The sequence below is a fragment of the Pseudomonas sp. PS1(2021) genome, from assembly GCF_020405165.1.
Lineage (GTDB): Bacteria > Pseudomonadota > Gammaproteobacteria > Pseudomonadales > Pseudomonadaceae > Pseudomonas > Pseudomonas aeruginosa.
Genome location: NZ_CP084484.1, coordinates 475,673 through 501,658, shown reverse-complemented (window position 1 = coordinate 501,658; position 25,986 = coordinate 475,673). Strand labels below are relative to the sequence as shown.

Sequence of the window (25,986 nt, the reverse complement as noted above, 5' to 3'; positions counted from 1 at the left end):
CGGCCGCCGCCTCGGGCTACGCCTTCACGTAGCGCTTAGTGGGCCACCGCGCCAGAGGCGCCGAGGCCGGTCTGGGAACGGATGAACTGCGGGAAGAAGCGCGCCCGCTCCTCGTCGGCCGCCGCCGACTTGTCGGTGATGGAGAAGAACCAGATACCGGCGAAGGCGACGATCATCGAGAACAGCGCCGGGTACTCGTACGGGTAGATGGCTTTCTCGTGGCCGAGGATCTGCACCCAGATGGTCGGGCCGAGGACCATCAGGCCAACCGCGGTGACCAGGCCCATCCAGCCGCCGATCATGGCGCCGCGGGTGGTCAGCTTCTTCCAGTACATGGAGAGCAGCAGCACCGGGAAGTTGCAACTGGCGGCGATGGAGAAGGCCAGGCCGACCATGAAGGCGATGTTCTGCTTCTCGAAGAGGATGCCGAGCACGATGGCGACCACGCCCAGGGCCACGGTGGTCATCTTCGAGACCCGCAGCTCGTCCTTCTCGTTGGCCTTGCCGCCCTTGAACACGCTGGCGTACAGGTCATGGGAGACGGCCGAGGCCCCGGCCAGGGTCAGCCCGGCGACCACCGCGAGGATGGTGGCGAAGGCCACCGCCGAGATGAAGCCGAGGAACAGGCTGCCGCCCACCGCGTCGGCCAGGTGCACCGCCGCCATGTTGTTGCCGCCGATCAGGGCGCCGGTGGCGTCCTTGAAGTCCGGGTTGGTGCTGACCAGCAGGATCGCGCCGAAACCGATGATGAAGGTCAGGATGTAGAAGTAGCCGATGAAACCGGTGGCGTAGAACACGCTCTTGCGTGCTTCCTTGGCGTCGCTGACGGTGAAGAAGCGCATCAGGATGTGCGGCAGACCGGCGGTGCCGAACATCAGCGCGAAGCCCAGGGAGAATGCCGAGATCGGATCCTTGACCAGGCCGCCCGGACTCATGATCGCCTCGCCTTTCGGATGCACCTTGATGGCTTCGGAGAACAGCGTGCTGACGTCGAAGTTGACGTGCTTGAGCACCATGATCGCCATGAACGAGGCGCCGGAGAGCAACAGCACGGCCTTGATGATCTGCACCCAGGTGGTCGCCAGCATGCCGCCGAACAGCACGTAGAGCACCATCAGGATGCCCACCAGGACCACCGCGACATGGTAGTTGAGGCCGAACAGCAGCTCGATCAGCTTGCCGGCGCCGACCATCTGCGCGATCAGGTAGAACGCCACCACCACCAGCGAGCCGCAGGCCGACAGGGTGCGGATCTGCTTCTGCTTGAGGCGGTAGGAGGCGACGTCGGCGAAGGTGTACTTGCCCAGGTTGCGCAGGCGCTCGGCGATGAGGAAGAGGATGATCGGCCAGCCGACCAGGAAGCCGATCGAGTAGATCAGGCCGTCGTAGCCGGAAGTGAAGACCAGCGCCGAAATACCCAGGAAGGATGCCGCCGACATGTAGTCGCCGGCGATCGCCAGGCCATTCTGGAAGCCGGTGATGCGGCCGCCTGCGGCATAGTAGTCGGCCGCCGAGCGGTTGCGCTTGGATGCCCAGTAGGTGATGCAGAGGGTCGCGCCGACGAAGGCGACGAACATGACGATGGCCGAGACGTTCAGCGGCTGGCGCTGCACGTCGCCGGTCAGCGCGTCGGCCCAGAGGGCCGGAGCGAAGGCCGCAAGGCCGAGCGCGGCAAGGAGACGAGCGATCATTGCTGCGCCTCCTTGAGGATTTCCTGGTTCAGGCTGTCGAACTCGCCGTTGGCGCGACGCACGTACAGGCCGGTCAGGATGAACGCGGCAAGGATCAGTCCGACACCCATCGGGATGCCCCAGGTCACGGACGAATCGGGACTGATACGCGCGCCCAGCAGCTGCGGCTGGAAAGCGATCAGCAGGATGAATATCACGTAGAGGCCAAGCATGATCGAAGAAAGTATCCAGGCGAAACGCTCTCGCTTGGCCACCAACTCCTTGAAGCGCGGATTGGTATCAATCCGCTGGTAGATGCTGTCGTTCATTGTTTTTATCCTCACAGCGGGGTGACGCGGAATGTCGTCGATATCCACTGTAGGACGCTGGTGCAAGCGCTCCAGACGACTTTAGTCGTAGCGTTTCGCCAGCCGCTCTAGACCGGTATTCCCGGGCCTTCCGGCAGATTCCGGAGCCAGCCTTCGGCAAGGAAAAACGCCGTGCCCGGTTGCCCGGGCACGGCGTTCCCCAATCGAACCAGCCGTGCTACTGCACCCAGTCCTTGACCCGTCCCGGGTTGGCCGCCACCCACTGCTTCGCCGCATCCTCGGGTTTGGCGCCCTCCTGGATCGCCAGCATCACCTGGCCGACCTCGTTGCCATCCTTCCAGCCGAACTTCTTCAGGAACTCCCAGACCGGCCTGGCCTTGGCTTCCAGCGCCGGGTTGGCGACGGTGTCGACATGCTCGGTATCGCCATAGACCTTCTTCGGATCGTCGAGGAACTTCAGCTTCCACTTGGCGAACATCCAGTGCGGAATCCAGCCGGTCACCACCACCGGCTTCTTCTCGTTCTCGGCACGGGTCAGCTCGGCGATCATGCCGCTGCCGGAACTGGCCACCAGCTTGTAGTCGAGGCCATATTGCTTGATCGCCTCGTCGGTCTTGATCATCACCCCGGCGCCGGCATCGATACCCACCACGCGGCCGCCGAAAGCGTCCTTCTGCGCCTGGAGGTCGGCGATGCTGTTGGCGCTCACGTATTCGGGGACGATCAGGCCGATGCGTGCGTCGGGGTAGTTGATGGCAAGGTTGACCACCTTGTCCTTCATCTTCTCGTAGTAGGCGCCGTGAGTGCCCGGCAGCCAGGCCGAGAGCATGGCATCGAGCTTGCCGCGCGCCACTCCCTGCCACATGATCCCCGCTGCCACCGGCATCAGCTTCACCTCGTAGCCGAGCTTCTCGCGGATCACCTCGGCGGCCACATGGGTGGTCGCCACGCTGTCCGACCAGCCGTCCACGTAACCGATGGTGATCACCGGCTTGTCCGCCGCGGCCGCCATCCCCACAGCCGCCGACATTGCCAGGCCCGCACTCCAGCACAACAGTCGTCGCATCATTCGCATCAGACGTACCCCTTGTTCTATGCCGACGGGGACGCTCCCCGGCGGTCGCGGCACTCTGCGGTGCCGCCGTCCATCATCGGCGCGCCCGGACGGCGGACTGCTCTGAGAACGACACCCATCGCACCCGATAACGACATGCCTCGAACTGCGCTGCGGCACGCTGCGGGTGTGCTCCGAGACAGTGCGATCGAAGCGCTCTATGCACTCGATTGGACAGGCCGATTTCCGCTTGGCCGAGCGCCTGGATAGGCTTTCGCCAAAGAGGAATGATTCTCGATTAAAGGAGAGCAGCCATGCTCAAGACCCTGACCTTCACCGTCATGCACTTCATCATCGCCTTCAGCGTGGCCTATGCGCTGACCGGCAGCATCGCGGTCGGCGGGCTGGTGGCGGCGGTCGAGCCGCTGTGCAACTCGGTCGGTTTCTACTTCCACGAGAAGATCTGGAAACGCTTCGAGAAAGACGGCGCGCCGCGCCCGGCTGGCACCCACGGCTGGCTGCACCGCCACGCCTGAAGGGATATTCGCGAGGCACGGCAAGAGGCGGGAAAGACCGATTGGAACGCTGGCTGCAATAACCCACTGCACTACTGAGGCTTGCAGTTGTCATAGCGGCAGTATATTCACTCAGTACTTTTCCCTCGAAGGGATTCCCCCGATGCCCCACTTCCTCCGTTTCGCTGCCCTGCTCGGCGGCCTCGCCCTCGGTTGTGCCAATCTGGCGCAGGCCCGGGACGTCGACGCCGCGAGCTACGGCTATCCATTGACCAACCCGTTCGAGGCGACCATCGCCACCACGCCGCCGGAACTGCGTCCCGAGCTTCCGCACAGCGAGGACATCGACCAGAAGGACTACAGCCTGAAATTGCGCCCGGAGCGCGAGTTCGCCCTGCCGGACAACTTCTGGCCGGTGAAGAAGCTGCGCTACCGCCTGGCCCGCCAGGATCATGCGGCGCCGCTGATCTTCATCATCGCCGGGACGGGCGCGCACTACGCCAGCAGCTTCCCGGAATACCTGAAGAAGCTCTTCTACCAGGCCGGCTACCACGTGGTGCAGCTGTCCTCGCCGACCAGCTGGGACTTCATGGCCAGCGCCTCGCGCTTCGCCACGCCGGGCTTTTCCAGCGACGACGCCGATGACCTGTACCGGGTGATGCAGGCGGTGCGCGCACAGCAGCGCGACCTGCCGGTGACCGACTATTACCTCACCGGCTATAGCCTGGGGGCGCTGAACGCCGCGTTCGTCAGCCACCTCGACGAAAGCCGCCGGAGCTTCAACTTCAAGAAAGTGCTGCTGCTCAACCCACCGGTGAACCTCTACACCTCGGTGAGCAACCTCGACAAACTGGTGGAAACCCAGGTCAAGGGCATCACCGACTCGCGCACCTTCTACGAGGTGGTGCTTAGCAAGCTGACCCGCTACTTCCGGCAGAAAGGCTACGTCGACATCAACGACGCCATGCTCTACGACTTCCAGCAGTCGAAGCAACGCCTGAGCAACGAAGAAATGGCCATGCTGATCGGCACCTCTTTCCGCTTCTCCGCCGCCGACATCGCCTTCACCTCGGACCTGGTCAACCGTCGCGGCCTGATCACCCCGCCGAACTATCCGATCAACGAAGGCACCAGCCTGGAGCCCTTCTTCAAGCGCGCGCTACAGTGCGACTTCGAATGCTACATGACCGAGCAACTGATCCCGATGTGGCGAGCCCGTTACGACGGCGGCAGCCTGACCCAACTGGTCAACCAGGTCAGCCTCTACAAGCTGCAGGACTATCTGCACGACAGCCCGAAGATCGCCGTGATGCACAACGCCGACGACGTCATCCTCGGCCCGGGCGACCTCGGCTTCCTCCGCCGGACCTTCGGCGAACGCCTGACCGTCTATCCCTATGGCGGTCACTGCGGCAACCTCAACTACAAGGTCAACGCGCAGGACATGCTGGACTTCTTCGCCACGCCCGCTGCCGGACAGACCCAGGTCGCCAGCGCGGCCCTCACCCAGCAGGCAGGAAACTGATCGATGAGCCGAACCGCACACTGGATGTTCGCCCTTCTGCTGAGCGCTGCCGCCAGCGCCCAGGCCGACGAGGCCGCCGCACCGGCCGAACTGCCGCCACGCCAGCTCGACGGCGACGGTTTCAGCCGTCCGCTGGACCAACTCAAGTTCAATCCCGGCCTGGATCAACGCGAATTCGAACGCGCCACCCTCGACGCACTGAACATGTACGATCCCTGGGAATCCTGGAACCGCCGGGTCTACCACTTCAACTATCGCTTCGACGAATGGGTGTTCCTGCCCGTGGTACGAGGCTACGAATACGTCACCCCGCACTTCGTCCGCAGCGGCGTGAGCAATTTCTTCGACAACCTCGGCGACGTGCCCAATCTGCTGAACAACCTCGCCCAGTTGAAGGGCAAGGCGGCGATGGAAACCACCGCGCGGCTGCTGTTCAACACCACCTTCGGTGTGCTCGGCCTGTGGGATCCTGCGACCAAGATGGGCCTGCACAAGCGCAGCGAGGATTTCGGCCAGACCCTCGGCTTCTATGGCGTGGGCAGCGGCCCCTACCTGGTGCTGCCGATCCTCGGCCCGTCCAACCTGCGCGACACCGGCGGACTGGTGGTGGACTACGTCGGCGAATACCAGGTGAACTACCTCAACGTTCCCCAGGCCAGCGGCGACCACCCGGAGATCACCGCCCTGCGCGTGGTGGACAAGCGCTACAACACCAGCTTCCGCTACGGCCAGATGAACTCGCCGTTCGAGTACGAGAAACTGCGCTACATCTATACCGAGGCGCGCAAGCTGCAGATCGCCGAGTGAGACGAAGAACCGTCGCCCTGTGCGGCGGTTTCTTTTCCTCAGAACAATCCAATAAATCGATAGGAATCACATAAAACTCGCATCCATATATCGACCATAGAGGACTATCATCGAGCCATACACGAACCAGGAGGTTCCCATGACCCGCTACCGTGATGTCCTCGAACTGCATACCGGCCACCCCGCCTCCGATGGCGCCGGCGTCCGCCTGACCCGCGTGATCGGCGGCCCGTCCCCGGAACGCTTCGACCCGTTCCTGATGCTCGACCAGTTCGATACCCAGAACCCGGATGACTATGTCGCCGGTTTCCCTTCGCACCCGCACCGCGGCTTCGAGACCGTGACCTACATGCTCGAAGGGCGTATGCGCCACGAAGACCACCTCGGCAATCGCGGCCTGCTCAAGCCCGGCGGCGTACAGTGGATGACCGCCGCCCACGGCATCATCCACAGCGAGATGCCGGAACAGGTGGAAGGCGCGATGCGTGGCTTCCAGCTGTGGGTCAACCTGCCGGCGAAGAACAAGCTGGCTCCGGCCGGCTATCGCGATATCGAGCCGGAAGACGTGCCGCGCCTGGAAACCGCCGGAGGCGTGAAGGTCACGGTGATCGCCGGTCGCTTCGACGACGGCCAGGCGCAGCAGATCGGCGCCGTGGAAAGGCCGGACACCGAGCCACACTACTACGACCTGCAACTGCCTGCCGGCGGCCGCATCGCCCCGCGCCTGCCGGACGGCCATCGCGTGCTGCTGTACGTCTACGAAGGCAGCCTGACGGTGGAAGGCGAACGCCCGGTGGAAATCTCCACCAACCGCCTGGCTCGGCTGTCCGAAGAAGGGGAACTGAGCCTGCGCAGCGAAGCCGGCGCCCGCGTGCTGGTTCTCGCCGGCAAGCCGTTGCGCGAGCCGATCGTCCAGTACGGCCCGTTCGTGATGAACAGCCGCGAGGAAATCGAGCAGGCGCTACGCGACTATCGCGACGGTGTCCTGGCCGTCTGAGCCGTACGCGAGCCGCCCTTCGGGGCGGCTTTTTCCTTCCGCCTGTCCCGTTCCGAATAAGGTTTACCGCTCGATCCGCAGGAAGCGCTCCAGCTCCGCCCGCTTGCCCATCGCATCGTGGTAGCCCAGTTCGATCAGTTCGCTGCAGTAGCCGCGCTCGAACAACAGGTAGCTCAATACCCCCGCCCCGCTGGCGCGGGTCGCTCCGGGACCGCGCAGGAAAAGCCGCAGCACCCGCGACAGCTCCCGGTAGTGCCGCGCGGCGATCTCGTCCAGCGGCCGGCTCGGCGACACCAGCAATACCTCCACCGGCTCCAGCCCACCCGCCTGGCGGCGCACCTCCGGCGCCACCAACTGGCCGATCTGGTTCATCCGCTGCAACTGCTCGATGTCGCCTTCCAGGCTGTCGATGAAGGTGCTGTTCAACAGGTGGGCGCCGATCTGCGCCAGGCTCGGCGGTCGGTCGGACGGCGGCAGCCCGGTCATGGCACTGTCGCCACCGGTGGCCGGGTTGCCGCTGACGCCGATCACCAGCACCCGCGTGGCACCCAGGTGCAACGCCGGACTGATGGGCGCCTGGGAACGCACCGCGCCGTCGCCGAAGTATTCGCGGTTGATCCGCACCGGCGGGAACAGCAGCGGGATCGCCGCGCTGGCCAGCAGGTGCCGAAGCTCCAGGCGGGTGGGAATGCCCAGGCGCCGATGGCGTACCCAGGGATCGATGGTCGCGCGCCCCTGGTAGAAGGTCACCGCCTGCCCCGACTCGTAGCCGAACGCGGTCACCGCCACCGCGCGCAACTGGCGCTGGCGCACCGCCGCATGAATCCCGGAAAAATCCAGCTCACGTGCCAGCAGCTCATGCAACGGCCGGTTGTCCAGCAACGCCACCGGCACCCGCCGCCCCAGACCGAGCAGGCTATGGCCGAGGAAGCGCGAGGCCTGGCGGGTCACGCCCGGCCAGTCGCTGCGATAGACATGTTCGGTGCGGAATCCCTGCCAGACCGCGGTCAGGCGCTGGATCGCCTGGCGGAATTGCAGGGCGCCGCAAGCCAGGCCAACGGCGTTGATGGCGCCGGCGGAGGTACCGACGATGACCGGGAAAGGATTGCCGGCACTGTCCGGCAGCAGGTCGGCGATGGCGGCCAGGACCCCGACCTGGTAGGCCGCGCGGGCGCCGCCCCCGGAAAGGATCAGGCCGGTGAGCGGCGGACGTGGGGCAAGGGGATCGGACACAGCGGGGCTTCCGTCATGAACTGCGGCGAGTATAGCCAGGCCCCGCGCGCATCCGGAATGCCCGTCCTCAGCGCTTGCGCCGTTTCGGATAGAGCTTGGCTTCGCCTGGCGGGCGGGTCTTGAAACGCCGGTGCGCCCACAGGTACTGCTCGGGCTGCTGGCGCACGCAGCACTCGACCCACTGGTTGATCCGCAGGCAATCGGCTTCCTCGCTCTCGCCGGGGAAGTCCTCCAGCGGCGGGTGGATGGTCAGGCGGTAACCGCTGCCATCGGCCAGGCGGCTCTGGGTGAACGGCAACACCCGCGCCCGGCCCAGGCGAGCGAACTTGGTAGTGGCGGTGACGGTGGCCGCCGGGATGCCGAACAGCGGCACGAACAGGCTCTGCTTGGCGCCGTAGTCCTGGTCCGGTGCGTACCAGATGGCGCGACCGCCACGCAGCACCTTGAGCATCGAGCGCACGTCCTCGCGCTCGATGGCGGTGGCATCGAGGTTATGCCGCTCGCGGCCACGGCGCTGGACGTAGTCGAATACCGGGTTGTCGTGCTCACGGTACATGCCGTCGATGGTGTGCACCTGGCCGAGCAGCGCCGCGCCGATCTCCAGGGTGGTGAAATGCAGGGCCATGAGGATCACCCCCTCGCCCTGCGCCTGGGCCTCGCGCAGATGCTCGAGGCCTTCTATATGGGCAAGACGGGCCAGGCGCGCCTTCGGCCACCACCAGCTCATGGCCATTTCGAAGAAGGCGATGCCACTGGAGGCGAAGTTCTCCTTCAGCAGACGCTCGCGTTCGGTGGGCGACTTTTCCGGAAAGCACAGTTCGAGGTTGCGCGCGGCAATCTCGCGGCGCGAGCCGACCAAGCGATACATCAGCGCCCCCAGGCCACGGCCGAGCATCAGCAGGACGGGATACGGCAACTGCACCACCAGCCAGAGCAGCCCCAGGCCGAACCAGAGCGGCCAGTAGCGGGGATGGAGAAAAGCGCTGGAGAAACGGGGGCGATCCATGGACGGTTCCGACGACGATCAAAGCCCGCCATTCTACCCTGCCCGCCGTCCCGGCGGGACGCCGCGTTGCCGATCGATGCCGCCCCGGCTATCTGCCACGCTTGCGGGCATCCGGCGTTCTCGTTATAAGTCCCTGCAATTCAACGACCGACAAGCCCCATGAGCCAAGCCGACCTCCTCGACCAAGACCCCGTATTCCAGCTCAAGGGCAGCATGCTCGCGGTGACCATCCTCGAACTGGCGCACAACGACCTGGCGAGGCTCGAACGGCAACTCGCCGACAAGGTGGCGCAAGCGCCCAACTTCTTCCGCGACACCCCCCTGGTCATGGCCCTCGACAAGCTGCCCGAAGGCGAAGGCCGCCTCGACCTGCCGGCGCTCCTCGAGGTCTGTCGCCGCCACGGCCTGCGCACCCTGGCGATCCGCGCCGGGCGCGAGGAGGACATCGCCGCCGCCCAGGCCCTGGACCTGCCGGTGCTGCCGCCCTCGGGCGCCCGCGAACGGCCGCTGGACATCAAGGACAGCGCCCCGCGCAAGCCTGCCGAAGAGCCCAGCCCGAGCGCCAGTGAAGCCAGGCCCGAGCCGGCCAAGGCGGAAGAAAAGCCCGCCGACCCCGTCAGCCGCCCGACCAAGGTGGTGAAGACCCCGGTGCGCGGCGGCATGCAGATCTACGCCGCCGGCGGCGACCTGATCGTGCTGGCCGCGGTCAGTCCCGGCGCGGAACTTCTCGCCGACGGAAACATCCATGTGTACGGCCCGATGCGCGGACGCGCACTGGCCGGCGTGAAAGGCGATGCCACGGCACGAATCTTCTGCCAGCAGCTGGCCGCCGAACTGGTCTCCATCGCCGGTAACTACAAGGTCGCGGAGGACCTGCGACGCAGCCCGCAGTGGGGCAAGGCAGTGCACGTCAGCCTGTCGGGTGACGTGTTGAACATCACCCGCCTTTAACGGATACTGCCGCCACTTTCAGGGACCAGAATTCTTACGTTTTTCATTGGGGTGAATCACCTTGGCCAAAATTCTCGTAGTCACTTCCGGTAAGGGTGGCGTCGGTAAAACCACCACCAGCGCAGCTATCGGCACCGGCCTGGCCTTGCGCGGTTTCAAGACCGTCATCGTCGACTTCGACGTCGGCCTGCGTAACCTCGACCTGATCATGGGCTGCGAACGCCGCGTGGTGTACGACTTCGTCAACGTCGTCAACGGCGAGGCCACCCTCACCCAGGCCCTGATCAAGGACAAGCGCCTCGAAAACCTGCATGTCCTGGCCGCCAGCCAGACCCGCGACAAGGACGCCCTGACCAAGGAAGGCGTCGAGAAAGTCATGGCCGAGCTGCGCAAGGACTTCGAATACATCATCTGCGACTCCCCGGCGGGCATCGAGAAAGGCGCCCACCTGGCCATGTACTTCGCCGACGAAGCGATCGTCGTGACCAACCCCGAGGTTTCCTCGGTACGCGACTCCGACCGCATGCTCGGCCTGCTGGCAAGCAAGTCGCAGCGCGCCGAGAAAGGCGAGGAGCCGATCAAGGAACACCTGCTGCTGACCCGCTACAACCCGGAGCGCGTCACCAAGGGCGAGATGCTCGGCGTCGACGACGTCGAGGAGATCCTCGCCATCCGCCTGCTCGGAGTGATCCCGGAATCCCAGGCCGTGCTCAAGGCGTCGAACCAGGGCGTGCCGGTGATCCTCGACGAGCAGAGCGACGCCGGCCAGGCGTACAGCGATGCGGTCGACCGCCTGCTCGGCAAGGAAATACCGCATCGATTCCTCGATGTGCAGAAGAAAGGATTCCTGCAAAGACTGTTCGGAGGACGTGAATGAGCCTTTTAGACTTCTTTCGCAGTCGGAAATCGCAGAACAGCGCTTCCATCGCGAAAGAACGACTGCAGATCATCGTTGCCCACGAACGTGGCCAGCGCGCACAGCCGGATTATCTGCCCCAGTTGCAGAAAGACCTGCTGGAAGTGATCCGCAAGTACGTACCGATCGACCAGGAGCAGATCCAGGTGGAACTGGAGAACCAGGGCAACTGTTCGATCCTGGAACTCAACATCACCCTGCCGGATCGTTGATTCGCCCAGGGTCCATACTGCGGCGGCCATTGGCCGCCGCAGTCGTTTCACCGAGCCTGCCCGCCAGGCTCCCTGCCGCCTCCCGGCGATGAGCCCGTTCGCTATGCCGCTGTCCCAGATCCGAATCGTTCACCAGGATGATGCCCTGCTGGTGGTCGACAAGCCCACCCTGCTGCTGTCGGTGCCCGGCCGCGCCGATGACAACAAGGACTGCCTGGTCACCCGCCTGCAGGAAAACGGCTATCCCGAGGCCCGTATCGTCCACCGCCTGGACTGGGAAACCTCCGGCCTGATGGTGCTCGCCCGCGACGCCGACAGCCACCGCGAGCTGTCCCGCCAGTTCCACGACCGCGAGACCGAGAAAGCCTATACCGCCCTTTGCTGGGGCCTGCCGGAACTGGACAGCGGGCGCATCGAACTGCCGCTGCGCTACGACCCGCCGACCAAGCCGCGTCACGTGGTGGACTTCGAGCACGGCCGCCACGCCCTGACCTTCTGGCGTGTGGTCGAGCGTCATGAACGCTGGAGCAGGGTCGAGCTGACGCCGATCACCGGCCGTTCGCACCAGTTGCGCGTGCACATGCTCTCCATCGGCCATCCGCTGCTCGGCGACCGCCTCTACGCCAACCCCGAAGCCCTCGCCGCCCACGAACGCCTGTGCCTGCACGCCAGCCTGCTGTGCCTGACCCATCCGCAGAGCGGCGAACGCCTGCGCTTCGAGTCGCCGGCGCCGTTCTGATGGAACACTCGCGTTTCCACGCCGCCTCCCTCGGGGCTCCCGCCCACCCAACCCTGCTGCAGGCCCTGAGCCACTGGCAGGACGAACCGGGGCTGGCGCTGGACCTCGGTTGCGGCAGCGGCCGGGACAGCCTGGAGCTGCTGCGCAATGGCTGGGCCGTTCAGGCCATCGACCGCGACGCGGACGCATTGCGCCTGCTCAGGGATCAGGCTCCGGAAGCCCACCGGGCACGCCTGGAAACCCGGCAGGCCGGTTTCGAAAGCCTGGTCCTGCCGACGGCGCAACTGGTCAACGCCAGCTTCGCCCTGCCCTTCTGCGCAGCGCCCGTCTTCTCTCGGCTGTGGCGAGAAATCGAAAGCACGCTGGCCGCCGGGGCCTGTTCGCCGGGCACCTGTTCGGCGAGCGCGACCAGTGGCGCGAGCGCGGCCTGACCCTGCATAGCCGGGAGCAGGCTCAAGCGCTGCTGGGCGACTGGCAGGTACTGCAATTCGAGGAACTGGAGTGGCAGGGGCGCACCGCCCTGGGCCGCGACAAGCACTGGCACCTGTTCGCCATCGTCGCCCGCCGGCGCGACTAGACCGTAACGTTGATCCCCTCTTGGAATACCGCGACCAACTTCCGCTTTTTCTGGCCGGCCCCGCCGCCAACGACCTGAACCCCGTCGGACAATACGATAGACTGCATGGATTGCCGTCCGGAGCCACTATGCGCGCAGAACTCAACCAGGGCCTGATCGATTTCCTCAAGGCCTCGCCCACGCCTTTCCATGCCACCGCCAGCCTCGCCCGCCGCCTGGAAGCCGCCGGCTACCGCCGCCTCGACGAGCGCGACGCCTGGCACACCGAAGCCGGTGGCCGCTACTACGTGACCCGCAACGACTCGTCGCTGATCGCCATCCGCCTGGGCCGTCGCTCGCCCCTGGAAAATGGCTTCCGCCTGGTCGGCGCGCACACCGACAGCCCCTGCCTACGGGTCAAGCCGAACCCGGAGATCGCCCGCAACGGTTTCCTCCAGCTCGGCGTCGAAGTCTATGGCGGCGCGCTCTTCGCCCCCTGGTTCGACCGCGACCTGTCGCTGGCCGGACGCGTGACCTTCCGCGCCAACGGCAAGCTGGAAAGCCGTTTGATCGACTTCCGCAAGGCCATCGCGGTGATCCCCAACCTGGCCATCCACCTCAACCGCGCCGCCAACGAGGGCTGGCCGATCAACGCGCAGAACGAGCTGCCGCCGATCATCGCCCAGCTGGCGCCGGGCGAGGCCGCCGACTTCCGCCTGCTGCTCGACGAACAGCTGCTGCGCGAGCACGGCATCACCGCCGACGTGGTACTGGACTACGAGCTGTCGTTCTACGACACCCAGTCCGCCGCGGTGGTAGGCCTCAACGACGAGTTCATCGCCGGGGCGCGCCTGGACAACCTGCTGTCCTGCCATGCCGGCCTGGAGGCCCTGCTCAACGCCGAAGGCGACGAGAACTGCATCCTGGTCTGCACCGACCACGAGGAAGTCGGTTCCTGTTCGCATTGCGGCGCCGACGGTCCGTTCCTCGAACAGGTACTGCGCCGCCTGCTGCCGGAAGGCGACGCCTTCAGCCGGGCGATCCAGCGCTCGCTGCTGGTCTCGGCCGACAACGCCCATGGCGTACACCCGAACTACGCCGACAAGCACGACGCCAACCATGGCCCGGCGCTGAACGGCGGTCCGGTGATCAAGATCAACAGCAACCAGCGCTATGCCACCAACAGCGAAACCGCCGGCTTCTTCCGCCACCTCTGCCAGGACAGCGAAGTGCCGGTGCAGAGCTTCGTGACCCGCAGCGACATGGGATGCGGCTCGACCATCGGCCCGATCACCGCCAGCCAGGTCGGCGTGCGCACCGTCGACATAGGCCTGCCGACCTTCGCCATGCACTCGATTCGCGAACTGGCCGGTAGCCATGACCTGGCGCACCTGGTCAAGGTGCTCGGCGCCTTCTACGCCAGTAGCGAGCTGCCCTGAGCGCCAGCCGCGCTCACGCCCCGGGCATTCGCCCGGGGCCACTCAGGCGTGCGCAGCGTGCCATTCGCTGCGCAACAGCGTGTAGATCGCATGGTCGCGGGCACGCCCGGCGATGATCTCGTTGGCCCGGATCACTCCGTCGCGCCGGAAGCCCTGGCGCTCGGCGGCGCGCTGGCTGCGCAGGTTCTCGGTGGAACAGCGGATCACCAGGCGCTGTCGGTCGTAGCCAAGGAAACCCAGCTCGATCGTCTTCCCCAGCGCCCTGGCGAGCAGCCCGCGCCCTTGCGCGGACGCCGCCAGCCAGTAGCCGATGCTGGCGCTGCGACTGTCCTCGGTGAAGTCGTGCAGGTCGATGACGCCGACCAGGCATCCGGATTCGACGATCCCGCAGCGGCAGCTCCTGCGCTCCGCCCACAACCGCTGGCCTTCGCCAATGAAACGGCGGGTATCGTCCACGCTCTGCGTCAGCGGCACCCACGGCATCCAGGGCGCCAGGTGCTCGCTGTTGGCACGCACCAGGCGGAACAGTTCCTCCGCGCGCGGCTGGTCGAGCAGCTCCAGGTGCAGGTCGGACGAAATCGGCAGTATGAACATGCGAGGGCTCCTTTTCCCGGAGCCCCATCCTCGCAGAAGACGCCGCAGGTCGTCGACGCGTGGCGTTACTGCGGTACTTCGACGCTGATATGGATGGCGTCGTGACGCCAGAACTCCAGGTCGCAGTCGATCAGCCGACCACGCTGGTCGCGGTTGATCCGGCTGATGCGCAGGGCCGGGCTGCCCACCGCCACCTTCAGCGGCGCCGCGGCCTCGGCATGCAGTGCCGTGGGCACCATGTCGAAACGTACCCGCCCATAGTGGATGCCGTACTCGCTGGCATAGAGTTCGGTCAGCGAGCGAGTCAGGTCGTGGCCGAGGATTCCGGGGAAGTACTGCGCGTTCAGGTAGTGCTCGACATACAGCACCAGCCGCCCGTCCACCCGCCGCACCCGGCGGATCTGGTAGACGCTGGACAGCGCCGGCAGCTCCAGCAGCTCGCAGACCGCCGCGCTCGCCGGCATCTGCCGGGCCGACAGAACCTCGGTCGCCGGCACCCGGCCCTGTTCGCTGACCATCGCATGGAAGTGGCTGCGGACCAGCGGGTTGTAGGCCAGCCGCTCGGGGGAGACGAACCAGCCGCGGCGCTCCTCGCGGTAGATCAGGCCCTGCGACTCCAGTTGGATCAGCGCCTCGCGCAGGGTGATCCGGGTCGTCGCGAACAGCTCGCTGAGCTTGCGCTCGGCCGGCAGCTTGCCACCCGCCGGCAGCAGACCATGGCCGATCTGCTCGCTGAGCGCCCGGCAGATCGCCGTTACGGTGGGTAGCGCTTCGTCACGCATCGACTGCTTCCTTATTGGTCTAGTCCAGCCCCAATCAGGGGCACTTCCATCGGCCCGCCCTGCGCCTCCGGCTCGTCCGATGCTAGGAAACCCAGATGACCGTGACGTGACAGGCACAAGACAGCAGTCTTCCCGGAGGCGCCCGGCGCCCATGGAATCGAGGGCTTAAGCATGGTCTACGCTTCTGCGGATGCAAGCCGCGGCGATGCCAGGCGCGGCTAGCTGACATGAAACCGTCATCCAGCGGCTCTAGATTGGCCTGGGTCTTGCTGATCTAGACCACACCCGCGGCAGCCCCGCCCGAAGGAGCGTCGAGAACTCCCGAGGCTGCCCGCCCGAACCTCTCGAACGAAGGAGCACCGAATGAAACGCATGCTTGCTTCATTGCTGGGAACCGCCATCGCCCTCGGCAGCGGCCTGGCGTTGGCCGCCGAAGCGGACCTGCAGGCGCTGGAACAGGCCGCGCGCAAGGAAGGCCAGGTCAACAGCGTCGGCATGCCCGACAGTTGGGCGAACTGGAAGGACACCTGGAAGGACCTTGAGAGCAAGTATGGGCTCAAGCACATGGATACCGACATGAGTTCGGCCCAGGAGCTGGCCAAGTTCAAGGCCGAGAAGGACAACGCCAGCGCCGACATCGGCGACGTCGGCGCCGCCTTCGGCCCCATCGCCGTGCAGCAGGGCGTCAGCCAGCCGTACAAGCCGAGCACCTGGGAACAGATCCCGGCCTGGGCCAAGGACCAGGACGGCCACTGGGCGCTCGCCTACACCGGGACCATCGCCTTCATCGTCAACAAACAACTGGTGAAGGACGTACCGCACAGCTGGGCCGACCTGCTGCAAGGCAAGTACAAGGTCACCATCGGCGACGTCAGCGCTGCCGCCCAGGCGGTCAATGGGGTGCTCGCCGCGGCCATCGCCAACGGTGGCGACGAGAAGAACATCAAGCCGGGCCTGGAGTTCTTCGGCAAGATCGCCAAGCAGGGCCGCCTGTCGCTGACCAACCCGGTGATCGCCACCCTGGAAAAGGGCGAGGTCGAAGTCGGCATCGTCTGGGACTTCAACGGCCTCAGCTACCGCCAGCAGATCGACCCGGAGCGCTTCGAGGTGTTGATCCCCTCGGACGGCTCGGTGATATCCGGCTACACCACCATCATCAACAAGTACGCCAAGCATCCGAACGCCGCCAAGCTCGCCCGCGAGTACATCTTCAGCGACGCCGGGCAGATCAATCTGGCCAGGGGCAACGCGCGCCCGATCCGCGCCGAGAGCCTGACCCTGCCGGACGACGTAAAGGCTCAACTGCTGCCCAACGAGCAATACGCCAAGGCCCAGCCGATCAAGGACGCCAAGGCCTGGGAAGAAACCTCCAAGCGCCTGCCGCGCCAGTGGCAGGAAGCGGTGATCATCAACATGCAGTGACGCGGAGCGCGGCCGTCCTCGCCGGCGGCCGCCCCGCATCGACGGATACCCCGAATGCGCCAAGACGTCATCCTCGTCCTGCTGGACGGCCTCAACCACAGCGTCGCCCGCGACTGCATGGGGCATCTCCAGGCCCTCTGCGGCGCCGGCCGCGGCCAGTCGTACCGCCTGGAATGCGAGTTGCCTTCGCTGTCCCGGCCGCTCTACGAATGCATCCTCACCGGACTGCCGCCAATCGATAGCGGCATCCTGCACAACGACGTAGTCCGCCTGAGCCAGGAACAGAGCCTGTTCCACTACGCCCGCGCGGCCGGCCTGAGTACCGCGGCAGCGGCCTACCACTGGGTCAGCGAACTGTACAACCGCGCGCCGTTCGACCCGGCCCGCGACCGCCACACCGACGACAGCGCACTGCCGATCCAGCGCGGACACTTCTACTGGAGCGACCACTATCCGGACTCGCACCTGTTCGCCGACGCGGAAAGCCTGCGCCGCCGGCACGCACCGAACGTCATGCTGGTCCACTCGATGAACATCGACGACGCCGGGCACAGGCACGGCCTCGCCAGCCCCGCCTACCGCAACGCCGCGCGGCGCGCCGACGCACTGCTGTCGGAATACCTGCACCAGTGGTTGGCGGCCGGCTACCAGGTGGCGATCACCGCCGATCACGGGATGAACGAGGACCGCAGCCACGGCGGCATCCTCGAGGAGGAGCGCGAGGTGCCGCTGTTCGTCTTCGGCGACGCCTTCAGTCGCGACGACCTGGCGCAACCGCTGCAGACCGACCTCTGCGGCACGCTCTGCGAAATCCTCGGCGCCGCCCACGACAAACCCGTCTGCCGGGAGCTGCTCGCCCCATGAAACGACTCTCCGGCAAATGGCTGGCGCTGCTGTTCCTACTGCCCTTCGCGGCGTTCTTCGTGATTTTCCAGATAGCGCCGCTGGCCTGGGTCGCGCTGAACAGCCTGAAGGCCAGCGACGCCTGGAGCCTGGCCAACTACCTCGAACTGTTCGGCTCGCCCTTCTACCGCCAGGCGATCCGCCACAGCCTGGAGATCGCCGGCTGGTCGAGCCTGCTCGGCCTGCTCATCGCGGTGCTCGGCAGCCATTCGCTGCGCCACGTCGACAGCCGCCTGCGCGACTTCGTCATGGCCTTCTCCAACATGACCAGCAACTTCGCCGGGGTACCGCTGGCGTTCGCCTTCATCATCCTGCTCGGCTTCAACGGCGCGCTGACCCTGCTGCTCAAGCAGGCCGGCTGGATCGACGACTTCAATCTCTACTCGAAGACCGGCCTGATAATCCTCTACACCTATTTCCAGATTCCCCTCGGGGTGATGCTGCTCTACCCGGCCTTCGATGCCCTGCGCGAGGACTGGCGCGAGTCCGCCGCGCTGCTCGGCGCCAACGGCTGGCAGTACTGGCGGCACATCGGCATCCCGGTGCTGACCCCGGCGCTGCTGGGCACCTTCGTCATCCTCCTGGCCAACGCCCTCGGCGCCTACGCCACTGTCTACTCGCTGACCACCGGCAACTTCAACGTGATCCCGATCCGCATCGGCGCGCTGGTCGCCGGCGACGTGTTCCCCGACCCGAACATGGCCAGCGCCCTGGCCATGGTGCTGGTCGGCCTGATGACCCTGATCACCCTGGTCCACCAATGGCTGCTGCGCAGGAGCTACCATGTCGCGCGCTGATCGACGTCCTGCCGCGCTCTACCATCGCCTGGTGGTCTGCGCGCTGTTCCTGATCCTGGTCCTGCCGCTGGCGGCGACCCTGCTCTACTCGCTGGCCACCCAGTGGTCGGCGACCCTGCTGCCGGACGGCCTGACCCTGAAGTGGTACCTGACGCTGTGGAGCGACCAGCGCTTCCTGCTGGCCTTCGCCCGCTCGCTGCTGGTCTGCTTCGGCGCCCTGGCGTTCAGCGTGTTGCTGATCCTGCCGCTGATGTTCGTCATCCACTACCACTTCCCGCGCCTCGACGGCGTGATGAACGTGCTCATCCTGCTGCCCTTCGCGGTGCCGCCGATCGTCTCCTCGGTGGGCCTGCTGCAACTCTATGCCAGCGGGCCGCTGGAAATGATCGGCACGCCCTGGGTGCTGGTCGGCTGCTACTTCACCATCGCCCTGCCGTTCATGTACCGGGCGATCACCAACAACCTGCAGGCGATCAACCTGCGCGACCTGATGGACGCCGCCCACCTGCTCGGCGCCAGCACCTGGAAGGCGGCGCTGCTGGTCGTGCTGCCGAACCTGCGCAAGGGCGTGATGGTGGCCCTGCTGCTGTCGTTCTCCTTCCTCATCGGCGAATTCGTCTTCGCCAACCTGCTGGTCGGTACCCGCTACGAGACCCTGCAGGTGTTCCTCAACAACATGCGCAACAGCAGCGGCCACTACACCAGCGCAGTGGTGGTCTCCTACTTCATGTTCGTCCTGGTCCTGACCTGGGCGGCCAACCGACTGAACAAGGACAAGGCCTGATCATGTCGTTCGTCAGCGTCGAACAACTCGACAAGAGCTACGGTGCCACCAGTATCTTCCGCGATATCGACTTCGCCGCCGCCCGCGGCGAGTTCGTCACCCTGCTCGGCCCCAGCGGCTGCGGCAAGTCCACCCTGCTGCGCTGCATCGCCGGGCTGACCGAGGTCGACAGCGGGCGCATCCTCATCGACGGCGAGGATGTGGTGCCTTTGCCGCCGCAGAAGCGCGGGATCGCCATGGTGTTCCAGAGCTACGCGCTGTTCCCCAACATGACCGTGCAACAGAACGTCGCCTTCGGCCTGCGCATGCAGAAGGTGCCGGCGGCGGAACTGAAACAGCGGGTCACCGAAGCCATCGAGCTGGTGGAGCTGGGCGAGTACGCCGCCCGCTACCCGCACCAACTCTCCGGCGGCCAGTGCCAGCGTGTGGCGCTGGCCCGCTCGCTGGTGACGCGACCGCGTCTGCTGCTGCTCGACGAGCCGCTGTCGGCCCTCGACGCGCGCATCCGCAAGCACCTGCGCGAACAGATCCGCCGCATCCAGCAGGAGCTGGGACTGACCACGGTGTTCGTCACCCATGATCAGGAAGAAGCGCTGACCCTGTCCGACCGCATCGTCCTGATGAACGCCGGACGCATCGTCCAGAGCGGTGACGCGGAGACCCTCTACACCGCGCCGGAAAACGCCTTCGCCGCCGGCTTCATCGGCAACTACAACCTGCTCGACGCCGAACAGGCCAGCCGCCTGCTCGGCCAGCCCTGCGCGCAACAGGTGGCGATCCGCCCGGAATCCCTGCGCCTGGGCAACGAACCGAGCGAAGGCGTGCCGGCGCTGGTACGCTCGCACAGTCTGCTCGGCAACGTGATCCGTTACCGCGTCGAGGCCGCCGGGGTGGAACTCACCGTCGACGTCCTCAACCGCAGCGCAGACCGCCTGTATCCGGCCGGCAGTCAGCTGACGCTGGTCATCGATCGCAACAGTATTCGAGAGGTAGCTTGATGAGCCTGGTGATCTTCGACCTGGACGAGACCATGATCCACGGCGATTGCTCCAGCCTGTGGAGCCAGCGCATGGCGAGTCTCGGCTGGGTCGACGAATCCTTCGTCCGCCGCGACGCCGAACTGATGGAGCAGTACGCCGAGGGCAAGCTGTCCATGGACCTGTACATGGACTACACCCTGCAACCGCTGATCGGTCGCAGCGTCGAGGAAGTCGAGCGGGAAGTGGAGGCCTACGTCGAAGAGGTCATCGAGCCGCTGATCTACAGCGACGCCTGCGCCTGCCTGGCGCGCCACCGCAGCGCCAACGACCGGGTGCTGATCGTCTCCGCGTCCGGGGTGCATCTGGTCAAGCCGATCGCAGCGCGGATCGGCGTCGACGAAGTCCTCGCCATCGATCTCGAAGTGCTCGATGGACACTACACCGGGCGCACCCTGGGCACCCTCACCTATCGCGAAGGCAAGGTATTGCGTCTGCTCGACCTGCTGGAAGGAGATGATCGCCAACTGGCCGACGCCTGGTTCTATTCGGATTCGCGCAACGACCTGCCGCTGCTGAAGCTGGTCGGCCATCCGAACACGGTCAATCCGGACCCGACCCTGCTCGCCTACGCCAAGGAAATGGGCTGGCCGGTCAACGCCTGGCGCTGACAGGCTCGCTGCGAAAGCGCGAGCGGATCGCGCTTTCCATCGCCTCGACGGTGCCGAAGCGGCCCTTCAGGCCAGCGACGGGTCCACCACCAGCACGACCTTGCCCTGCACCTGGTTGCTCGCCAACGCCTCGAACGCCGCCTCGGCGTCGCCGATCGGGAAGGTTCGCTCCAGCTGCGCACGGAGTTTCCCGGCGGAGAACAATGGCCAGACCTTCAACCCCAGCTCGGCGATCAACTGCGCCTTGAACCCGGCATCGCGGGTACGCAGGGTCGAGCCGGTCAACTGGATGCGTTTGCCTAGCAGTTGAGCCAGGTCCAGTTGCGCCTCGCGGCCGCCCATCAGGCCGATGATCACCCAGCGCCCGTCGCGCCGCAGCAACTCCAGGTTCAACCCGGCATAGCGGGCGCCGACCGGATCGAGGATCACGTCGAACGGGGCGAAATCGCGCAGCGATTCCAGGCTCTGCTTGCGCAGCACGCCGCCGGCGGCGCCCAGGGATTCGCAGTAGGCCAGGCGTTCGGCGGAACCGACGCTGACCCAGCAGGGGTTGCCGAACGCCTTGCACAATTGGATGCCGGCCGAACCGACGCCGCTGGCGCCGGCGTGCAGCAGCACTTTCTCGCCGGGCTGCAACGCCGCCAGCTGGAACAGGTTCAGCCAGGCCGTGGCGTAGACCTCCGGAATCCCCGCCGCCTCCGCCAGGCTCAGCCCTGCCGGAACCGGCAGTACGTGGCGCGCGTCGACCACCACTTCCTCGGCCATGCCGCCGCCGGCGAGCAGCGCGCAGACCCGGTCGCCGACCTGCCAGGTGCTGCCCGCGCCCACCTCGCTGACCACACCCGCACACTCGAGCCCCAGCGCCGGGCTGGCGCCGGGTGGCGGCGGGTAGAGCCCGGCCTTCTGCAACAGGTCGGCGCGATTGAGTCCGGCGGCCGCCACGCGGATGCGGATTTCGCCCTGACCGCAGGACGGGGCGGCGATTTCCGACCACTCGACACGACCTTCGATACCTTGCAATGCGTTCACGCTGCCTCCATAGTGGGGTTGTCACGGCCCGATCACCCAGAGTCGGGCTTTTTGCATTGCGCCAAGGGAACCCGGCGCCGGCTAATAAGGCCTAATATGCGTCATTACTCCGCGATCAGTCGAATCAGCATGAAGCGTTTTCTGCCCCGTACCGCCCTGTTGCTCCTCCTCGGCGCCAGTTCGCTGCCGCTGTTCGCCTCGACCGCCGTCTCCGTCGGCAGCGCCCAGAATTCCTGGGACAGCCTGCAGCCGGACCGCGAGCAGGTCATCGCCAGCCTCAACGTGGTGGAACTGCTCAAGCGGCACCACTACAACAAGCCGCCGCTGAACGATGAACGCTCGGCCAAGATCTACGACAGCTACCTGAAGATGCTCGATCCGGCACGGATGTACTTCACCGCCGGCGACATCGCCGAGTTCGATCGCTGGCGCAACAGGTTCGACGACTTCCTCAAGAGCGGCGACCTCGATCCCGGCTTCGTCATCTACAAGCGCCACCTCGACCGCCTGAAAGGTCGTCTCGACTACGCCCTGGCGATGCTCGACAAGGGCGTCGACAAGATCGACTTCAGCGTCGACGAGAGCCTGTTGATCGACCGCGAAAAGGCCCCCTGGGCGAAGGACACCGCAGAGCTCGACGACCTCTGGCGCAAGAAGGTGAAGGACGAGGTCCTGCGCCTGAAGATCACCGGCAAGGACGACAAGGCGATCCAGGAACAGCTCACCAAGCGCTACAAGAACCAGCTGTCGCGCCTGAAGCAGACCCGCAGCGAAGACATCTTCCAGGCCTACATCAACGCCTTTGCCCAGTCCTACGATCCGCACACCCAGTACCTGTCGCCGGACAACGCGGAAAACTTCGACATCAACATGAGCCTCTCGCTGGAAGGCATCGGCGCGGTACTGCAGAGCGACAACGACTACGTCAAGGTCGTACGCCTGGTGCCGGCCGGCCCGGCGGCGAAGAGCAAGCAGATCGCCACCTCCGACAAGATCATCGGCGTCGCCCAGGGCAAGGGCGAAATGGTCGACGTGGTCGGCTGGCGCCTGGATGAAGTGGTCAAGCTGATCCGTGGGCCGAAAGGTTCCCAGGTACGCCTGGAAGTGATTCCGGCGAGCAACGCGCCGAACGACCAGACCAGCAAGATCGTCGCCATCACCCGCGAGGCGGTGAAGCTGGAGGACCAGGCGGCGAAGAAATCCATCATCAAGGTCGACCACGAAGGCCGCAGCTACAAGCTCGGCGTGATCGACCTGCCGGCCTTCTACCTGGACTTCAAGGCCTACCGCGCCGGCGACCCGAACTACAAGAGCACCACCCGCGACGTGAAGAAGCTGGTCGCCGAGTTGCAGAAGGACAAGGTCGACGGCATCGTCCTCGACCTGCGCAACAACGGCGGCGGCTCCCTGCAGGAGGCCACCGAGCTGACCGGCCTGTTCATCGACCAGGGCCCGACCGTACTGGTGCGCAACAGCGACGGCCGCGTCGACGTGCTCAACGACGACGAAGGCAAGGCCTTCTATACCGGCCCGCTGGCCGTGCTGGTCAACCGTCTTTCGGCCTCCGCCTCGGAGATCTTCGCCGGTGCCATGCAGGACTACCACCGCGCGCTGATCCTCGGTGGACAGACCTTCGGCAAGGGCACCGTGCAGACCATCCAGCCGCTCAACCACGGCGAACTGAAGCTGACCCTGGCGAAGTTCTACCGTGTCTCCGGGCAGAGCACCCAGCACCAGGGCGTGATCCCGGACATCAGCTACCCGTCCATCGTCGACGACAAGGAAATCGGCGAAAGCGCCCTGCCCGACTCGATGCCCTGGGACACCATCCGCCCGGTGGTGAAGGACGAGGCCAACCCGTTCAAGCCGTTCCTCGCGCAACTCAAGGCCCAGCACGACGCGCGCACCGAGAACAACGCCGACTTCGTCTATGCCCGCGAGCGCCTGGCGCTGGCCCAGGAGCTGATGAAGGAGAAGACCGTCAGCCTGAACGAGGCCAAGCGCCGCGCTCAGCAGACCAGCATCGAGAACCGCCAGTTGGCCATGGAGAACGCCCTGCGCAAGTCCAAGGGCCAGGAGCCGCTGAAGGAACTCAAGCGCGAGGACGAGAACGCCCTGCCGGAAGAGGACGACAAGACCAAGCCGCAGGACGACGCCTACCTCACCGAGTCCGGGCACATCCTGCTGGACTACCTGAACCTCAACTCGGCGGTGGCCAAGCACTGAGTTCAGCGGGAGCGTCATAAAACAGTCATGGGACTGTCGTGAAATACGGGGCCGGTTGCACAACCGGCCCTTTTTCATTGCGACGAGAGCGTTCCATGACCGTCACCGAGCAGTTGAGCGCCCTGGACAGCATCCTGGCCCACGGCGACCTGCACTGCCTGTTCCAGCCCATCCTCTCGCTTTCCGAACGGCGCCTGGTCGGCTACGAAGCGCTGACCCGCGGTCCGTCCAACAGCCCGCTGCACTCGCCCCTGGCGCTGTTCGCCGTGGCCCGCCAATGCGGACGGCTGAGCGAACTGGAACTACTCTGCCGACAACGCGCCTTCAGCCGCTTCCGCGACATCCAGGGCGACGCCATGCTGTTCCTCAACATCTCCCCGGAGTCCCTCCTCGAGGCCGGCCATCCGCCCGGCCGCACCCTGCAATTGCTGCAACAGCTGGGGATCTCGCCGAACCGGGTGGTGATCGAACTGACCGAACAGACCCCCATCGACGACTTCGACCTGCTCGACACCGCGCTGCACCACTATCGCGCCATGGGCTTCTCCATCGCTCTCGACGACCTCGGCGCTGGCTACTCCAGCCTGCGCCTGTGGTCGGAACTGCGTCCGGACTACGTGAAGATCGACCGTCACTTCGTCGACGGCATCCACCTGGACACCGTGAAACGCGAGTTCGTCGGCTCCATCCTGAAGATGGCGCGGGCCTCTCGCGCCCAGGTCATCGCCGAAGGCATCGAACTGCCCGAGGAACTCGCGGTGCTTAGCGAGATGGGGGTCGACCTGGTGCAAGGCTATCTGTTCGGTCGCCCGCAGGAACACCCGGCGAGCGACGTACAACAGATGCTGCCCAGCGCTGGCGCCCCCAGCCAGTCATCCGGCGACGAGCGCGGCGACCTGCGTGCGCTGCTGCTGGAACAGCGCGCGGTCGACGTTCGCACCTCGACCCAGGAAGTGGTGGAAATCTTCCGCCACCAGGCCAACCTGAACTCCCTGGCGATCCTCGACGAAGAAAGGCGTCCCATCGGCATCGTCCATCGCCACGCGCTCACCGACGCCTTGCTCCGGCCCTTCGCCTGCGACCTGTTCCTGCGCAAGCCGATCAGCCGCCTGATGAGCGACGATTTTCTCGCCGTGGAACTCGGTCAGACCCTGCAGCAGGTCAGCCGCCTGCTGACCAGCCGCGCACGCCAGCGTATCGAGGAAGACTTCATCGTCACCCGCGGCGGGCACTATGCGGGAATGGGCCGGGTGATCGACGTGCTCAGGCTGATCACCGAGGAAAAGCTCCAGCAGGCGCGGCACGCCAATCCGCTCACCTTGCTTCCCGGCAACGTGCCGATCCAGCAATGCCTCGAACGCCTGCTGCAGCAAAGGCGCGAGGCGGTGATCTGCTACATCGATGTCGACAGCTTCAAACCCTTCAACGATCTCTACGGCTACGCCCGCGGCGACGAGGTCCTGCTGTGCCTGGCACAGTGCCTGAACGAACGGATCGACCCGGGCAGCGACTTCGTCGGCCACATCGGCGGCGACGACTTCATGCTGGTACTCGGCCCCGAGGACTGGCGCACACGGATCGACCGCTTGCTGGAAACCTTCCAGAGCCAATGCCGGCGCTTCTACAGCCGCGAGCACCTGGAAGCCGGCTGTTTCGTTGCGCACAACCGCCATGGCCAGCGTGAGGAGTACCCGCTGCTGTCATTGTCCGTCGGCGTGGTGCATCTACCGGCCGAAGCCTGCCAGGGAATGGATGCCGCGCACCTGGCGACGCTGGCCTCCGAAGCCAAGCGCCAGGCCAAGGCGCTGCCAGGCTACAGCCTGCACCTGATCGAGGCCGCCTGAACCGTTCG

General features: G+C 65.7%; 27 protein-coding genes. 19 read left to right on the top strand and 8 right to left on the bottom strand.

Translation table 11 applies throughout. The features are described 5' to 3' along the window. Nucleotides 1-35: 35 nt before the first annotated feature. From LE197_RS02455 to LE197_RS02445, 3 genes are all read right to left on the bottom strand, one after another. A complete protein-coding gene (locus tag LE197_RS02455) occupies nt 36-1,691 on the bottom strand; it encodes a cation acetate symporter (protein ID WP_033971668.1) in 1,656 nt (551 codons plus the stop codon). Further along, nucleotides 1,688-1,999, bottom strand: coding sequence for a DUF485 domain-containing protein (locus LE197_RS02450; protein WP_003091547.1), 312 nt, complete (start codon nt 1,997-1,999; stop codon nt 1,688-1,690). Before LE197_RS02450 ends, LE197_RS02455 begins: the two co-directional genes overlap by 4 nt. Before the next feature lie 217 nt (nt 2,000-2,216). Next, nucleotides 2,217-3,074: a glycine betaine ABC transporter substrate-binding protein gene (locus tag LE197_RS02445; protein WP_033978730.1), complete on the bottom strand. Its 858-nt coding sequence runs from the start codon at nt 3,072-3,074 to the stop codon at nt 2,217-2,219. Between the two features lie 293 nt (nt 3,075-3,367). Here LE197_RS02445 and LE197_RS02440 point away from each other — a divergent pair, with 293 nt between their 5' ends. The 4 genes from LE197_RS02440 to LE197_RS02425 all read left to right on the top strand — a co-directional run bounded on the left by LE197_RS02440 (nt 3,368) and on the right by LE197_RS02425 (nt 6,897). Beyond that, on the top strand, nt 3,368-3,589 hold the full coding sequence (locus tag LE197_RS02440) for a DUF2061 domain-containing protein (protein WP_033971671.1): 222 nt from the start codon (nt 3,368-3,370) through the stop codon (nt 3,587-3,589). A 142-nt stretch (nt 3,590-3,731) separates the two neighbouring features. After that, nucleotides 3,732-5,093, top strand: a complete 1,362-nt coding sequence (locus LE197_RS02435; protein WP_003114807.1) for an alpha/beta fold hydrolase — start codon at nt 3,732-3,734, stop codon at nt 5,091-5,093. Between the two features lie 3 nt (nt 5,094-5,096). Next, nucleotides 5,097-5,900: a VacJ family lipoprotein gene (locus LE197_RS02430; RefSeq protein ID WP_033971674.1), complete on the top strand. Its 804-nt coding sequence runs from the start codon at nt 5,097-5,099 to the stop codon at nt 5,898-5,900. A 139-nt stretch (nt 5,901-6,039) separates the two neighbouring features. Then, a complete protein-coding gene (locus LE197_RS02425) occupies nt 6,040-6,897 on the top strand; it encodes a pirin family protein (protein ID WP_033971675.1) in 858 nt (285 codons plus the stop codon). Nucleotides 6,898-6,960: 63 nt separating this feature from the next. Here the strand turns inward: LE197_RS02425 and LE197_RS02420 are convergent, their stop codons facing one another. Then, the gene (locus LE197_RS02420) at nt 6,961-8,130 is read right to left on the bottom strand and encodes a patatin-like phospholipase family protein (protein ID WP_003091575.1); all 1,170 of its coding nucleotides are present in this window, start codon (nt 8,128-8,130) and stop codon (nt 6,961-6,963) included. Nucleotides 8,131-8,197: 67 nt separating this feature from the next. Further along, entirely contained in the window at nt 8,198-9,136 is a 939-nt protein-coding gene (locus tag LE197_RS02415) for a lipid A biosynthesis lauroyl acyltransferase (RefSeq protein WP_033971676.1), read from the bottom strand. Between the two features lie 159 nt (nt 9,137-9,295). Between LE197_RS02415 and minC the strand changes: the two genes are divergently transcribed. The 7 genes from minC (at nt 9,296) to LE197_RS02385 (ending at nt 13,949) form a co-directional block, all read left to right on the top strand. Continuing rightward, nucleotides 9,296-10,087, top strand: a complete 792-nt coding sequence (minC, locus tag LE197_RS02410; protein WP_033971678.1) for a septum site-determining protein MinC — start codon at nt 9,296-9,298, stop codon at nt 10,085-10,087. A 61-nt stretch (nt 10,088-10,148) separates the two neighbouring features. Further along, entirely contained in the window at nt 10,149-10,964 is an 816-nt protein-coding gene (gene minD / locus LE197_RS02405; protein WP_003091579.1) for a septum site-determining protein MinD, read from the top strand. Further along, nucleotides 10,961-11,215 carry a cell division topological specificity factor MinE gene (gene minE, locus LE197_RS02400; RefSeq protein WP_003091581.1) on the top strand — a complete coding sequence of 85 codons (255 nt, stop codon included), beginning with the start codon at nt 10,961-10,963 and terminating at the stop codon, nt 11,213-11,215. Before minD ends, minE begins: the two co-directional genes overlap by 4 nt. Before the next feature lie 103 nt (nt 11,216-11,318). Beyond that, on the top strand, nt 11,319-11,954 hold the full coding sequence (locus LE197_RS02395; RefSeq protein WP_003091582.1) for an RluA family pseudouridine synthase: 636 nt from the start codon (nt 11,319-11,321) through the stop codon (nt 11,952-11,954). Further along, on the top strand, nt 11,954-12,385 hold the full coding sequence (locus LE197_RS02390; RefSeq protein WP_318840967.1) for a class I SAM-dependent methyltransferase: 432 nt from the start codon (nt 11,954-11,956) through the stop codon (nt 12,383-12,385). The genes LE197_RS02395 and LE197_RS02390 overlap by 1 nt, the downstream gene beginning before the upstream one ends. Continuing rightward, on the top strand, nt 12,295-12,531 hold the full coding sequence (locus tag LE197_RS37030; RefSeq protein WP_318840966.1) for a hypothetical protein: 237 nt from the start codon (nt 12,295-12,297) through the stop codon (nt 12,529-12,531). The genes LE197_RS02390 and LE197_RS37030 overlap by 91 nt, the downstream gene beginning before the upstream one ends. A 128-nt stretch (nt 12,532-12,659) precedes the next feature. Further along, complete coding sequence (locus LE197_RS02385) at nt 12,660-13,949, top strand: M18 family aminopeptidase (protein WP_033971682.1); 1,290 nt, start codon at nt 12,660-12,662, stop codon at nt 13,947-13,949. Nucleotides 13,950-13,991: 42 nt separating this feature from the next. On the opposite strand, the gene LE197_RS02380 is transcribed toward LE197_RS02385, so the two are convergent. Both LE197_RS02380 and LE197_RS02375 read right to left on the bottom strand, forming a co-directional pair. Then, complete coding sequence (locus LE197_RS02380; protein WP_039027963.1) at nt 13,992-14,543, bottom strand: GNAT family N-acetyltransferase; 552 nt, start codon at nt 14,541-14,543, stop codon at nt 13,992-13,994. Nucleotides 14,544-14,608: 65 nt separating this feature from the next. Beyond that, nucleotides 14,609-15,325, bottom strand: coding sequence for a UTRA domain-containing protein (locus LE197_RS02375; RefSeq protein WP_057388481.1), 717 nt, complete (start codon nt 15,323-15,325; stop codon nt 14,609-14,611). A gap of 363 nt (nt 15,326-15,688) precedes the next feature. Here LE197_RS02375 and LE197_RS02370 point away from each other — a divergent pair, with 363 nt between their 5' ends. The 6 genes from LE197_RS02370 to LE197_RS02345 are packed head-to-tail and all read left to right on the top strand — an operon-like array spanning nt 15,689 to nt 20,879. Further along, complete coding sequence (locus tag LE197_RS02370) at nt 15,689-16,747, top strand: ABC transporter substrate-binding protein (protein ID WP_033975452.1); 1,059 nt, start codon at nt 15,689-15,691, stop codon at nt 16,745-16,747. A gap of 54 nt (nt 16,748-16,801) precedes the next feature. Then, entirely contained in the window at nt 16,802-17,611 is an 810-nt protein-coding gene (locus LE197_RS02365) for an alkaline phosphatase family protein (protein WP_226033854.1), read from the top strand. Continuing rightward, nucleotides 17,608-18,447 carry an ABC transporter permease gene (locus LE197_RS02360; protein ID WP_003091588.1) on the top strand — a complete coding sequence of 280 codons (840 nt, stop codon included), beginning with the start codon at nt 17,608-17,610 and terminating at the stop codon, nt 18,445-18,447. Before LE197_RS02365 ends, LE197_RS02360 begins: the two co-directional genes overlap by 4 nt. Continuing rightward, nucleotides 18,434-19,231: an ABC transporter permease gene (locus LE197_RS02355; protein ID WP_033975454.1), complete on the top strand. Its 798-nt coding sequence runs from the start codon at nt 18,434-18,436 to the stop codon at nt 19,229-19,231. The genes LE197_RS02360 and LE197_RS02355 overlap by 14 nt, the downstream gene beginning before the upstream one ends. A 2-nt stretch (nt 19,232-19,233) precedes the next feature. Beyond that, a complete protein-coding gene (locus LE197_RS02350; RefSeq protein WP_057388478.1) occupies nt 19,234-20,229 on the top strand; it encodes an ABC transporter ATP-binding protein in 996 nt (331 codons plus the stop codon). Between the two features lie 32 nt (nt 20,230-20,261). Continuing rightward, nucleotides 20,262-20,879: an HAD family hydrolase gene (locus tag LE197_RS02345; RefSeq protein WP_134568645.1), complete on the top strand. Its 618-nt coding sequence runs from the start codon at nt 20,262-20,264 to the stop codon at nt 20,877-20,879. A gap of 66 nt (nt 20,880-20,945) precedes the next feature. Here LE197_RS02345 and LE197_RS02340 read toward each other — a convergent pair whose 3' ends face one another. Continuing rightward, nucleotides 20,946-21,908 (bottom strand): NAD(P)H-quinone oxidoreductase, encoded by a 963-nt coding sequence (locus LE197_RS02340; protein WP_033971686.1) that lies wholly within the window; start codon nt 21,906-21,908, stop codon nt 20,946-20,948. A 129-nt stretch (nt 21,909-22,037) separates the two neighbouring features. Here LE197_RS02340 and LE197_RS02335 point away from each other — a divergent pair, with 129 nt between their 5' ends. After that, nucleotides 22,038-24,134 (top strand): carboxy terminal-processing peptidase, encoded by a 2,097-nt coding sequence (locus LE197_RS02335; protein ID WP_003091593.1) that lies wholly within the window; start codon nt 22,038-22,040, stop codon nt 24,132-24,134. A 95-nt stretch (nt 24,135-24,229) separates the two neighbouring features. Next, a complete protein-coding gene (locus tag LE197_RS02330; protein ID WP_057388477.1) occupies nt 24,230-25,978 on the top strand; it encodes a bifunctional diguanylate cyclase/phosphodiesterase in 1,749 nt (582 codons plus the stop codon). The last annotated feature ends 8 nt before the right edge of the window (nt 25,979-25,986 follow it).

Excerpts from the sequence above, each read along its gene's own strand:
- LE197_RS02455 (WP_033971668.1), bottom strand. The coding sequence starts at position 1,691 with ATGATCGCTCGTCTCCTTGCCGCGCTCGGCCTTGCGGCCTTCGCTCCG.
- LE197_RS02450 (WP_003091547.1), bottom strand. The coding sequence starts at position 1,999 with ATGAACGACAGCATCTACCAGCGGATTGATACCAATCCGCGCTTCAAG.
- LE197_RS02445 (WP_033978730.1), bottom strand. The coding sequence starts at position 3,074 with ATGCGAATGATGCGACGACTGTTGTGCTGGAGTGCGGGCCTGGCAATG.
- LE197_RS02440 (WP_033971671.1), top strand. The coding sequence starts at position 3,368 with ATGCTCAAGACCCTGACCTTCACCGTCATGCACTTCATCATCGCCTTC.
- LE197_RS02435 (WP_003114807.1), top strand. The coding sequence starts at position 3,732 with ATGCCCCACTTCCTCCGTTTCGCTGCCCTGCTCGGCGGCCTCGCCCTC.
- LE197_RS02430 (WP_033971674.1), top strand. The coding sequence starts at position 5,097 with ATGAGCCGAACCGCACACTGGATGTTCGCCCTTCTGCTGAGCGCTGCC.
- LE197_RS02425 (WP_033971675.1), top strand. The coding sequence starts at position 6,040 with ATGACCCGCTACCGTGATGTCCTCGAACTGCATACCGGCCACCCCGCC.
- LE197_RS02415 (WP_033971676.1), bottom strand. The coding sequence starts at position 9,136 with ATGGATCGCCCCCGTTTCTCCAGCGCTTTTCTCCATCCCCGCTACTGG.
- minC (WP_033971678.1), top strand. The coding sequence starts at position 9,296 with ATGAGCCAAGCCGACCTCCTCGACCAAGACCCCGTATTCCAGCTCAAG.
- minE (WP_003091581.1), top strand. The coding sequence starts at position 10,961 with ATGAGCCTTTTAGACTTCTTTCGCAGTCGGAAATCGCAGAACAGCGCT.
- LE197_RS02395 (WP_003091582.1), top strand. The coding sequence starts at position 11,319 with ATGCCGCTGTCCCAGATCCGAATCGTTCACCAGGATGATGCCCTGCTG.
- LE197_RS02390 (WP_318840967.1), top strand. The coding sequence starts at position 11,954 with ATGGAACACTCGCGTTTCCACGCCGCCTCCCTCGGGGCTCCCGCCCAC.
- LE197_RS02385 (WP_033971682.1), top strand. The coding sequence starts at position 12,660 with ATGCGCGCAGAACTCAACCAGGGCCTGATCGATTTCCTCAAGGCCTCG.
- LE197_RS02380 (WP_039027963.1), bottom strand. The coding sequence starts at position 14,543 with ATGTTCATACTGCCGATTTCGTCCGACCTGCACCTGGAGCTGCTCGAC.
- LE197_RS02375 (WP_057388481.1), bottom strand. The coding sequence starts at position 15,325 with ATGCGTGACGAAGCGCTACCCACCGTAACGGCGATCTGCCGGGCGCTC.
- LE197_RS02370 (WP_033975452.1), top strand. The coding sequence starts at position 15,689 with ATGAAACGCATGCTTGCTTCATTGCTGGGAACCGCCATCGCCCTCGGC.
- LE197_RS02365 (WP_226033854.1), top strand. The coding sequence starts at position 16,802 with ATGCGCCAAGACGTCATCCTCGTCCTGCTGGACGGCCTCAACCACAGC.
- LE197_RS02360 (WP_003091588.1), top strand. The coding sequence starts at position 17,608 with ATGAAACGACTCTCCGGCAAATGGCTGGCGCTGCTGTTCCTACTGCCC.
- LE197_RS02355 (WP_033975454.1), top strand. The coding sequence starts at position 18,434 with ATGTCGCGCGCTGATCGACGTCCTGCCGCGCTCTACCATCGCCTGGTG.
- LE197_RS02350 (WP_057388478.1), top strand. The coding sequence starts at position 19,234 with ATGTCGTTCGTCAGCGTCGAACAACTCGACAAGAGCTACGGTGCCACC.
- LE197_RS02345 (WP_134568645.1), top strand. The coding sequence starts at position 20,262 with ATGATCCACGGCGATTGCTCCAGCCTGTGGAGCCAGCGCATGGCGAGT.
- LE197_RS02335 (WP_003091593.1), top strand. The coding sequence starts at position 22,038 with ATGAAGCGTTTTCTGCCCCGTACCGCCCTGTTGCTCCTCCTCGGCGCC.
- LE197_RS02330 (WP_057388477.1), top strand. The coding sequence starts at position 24,230 with ATGACCGTCACCGAGCAGTTGAGCGCCCTGGACAGCATCCTGGCCCAC.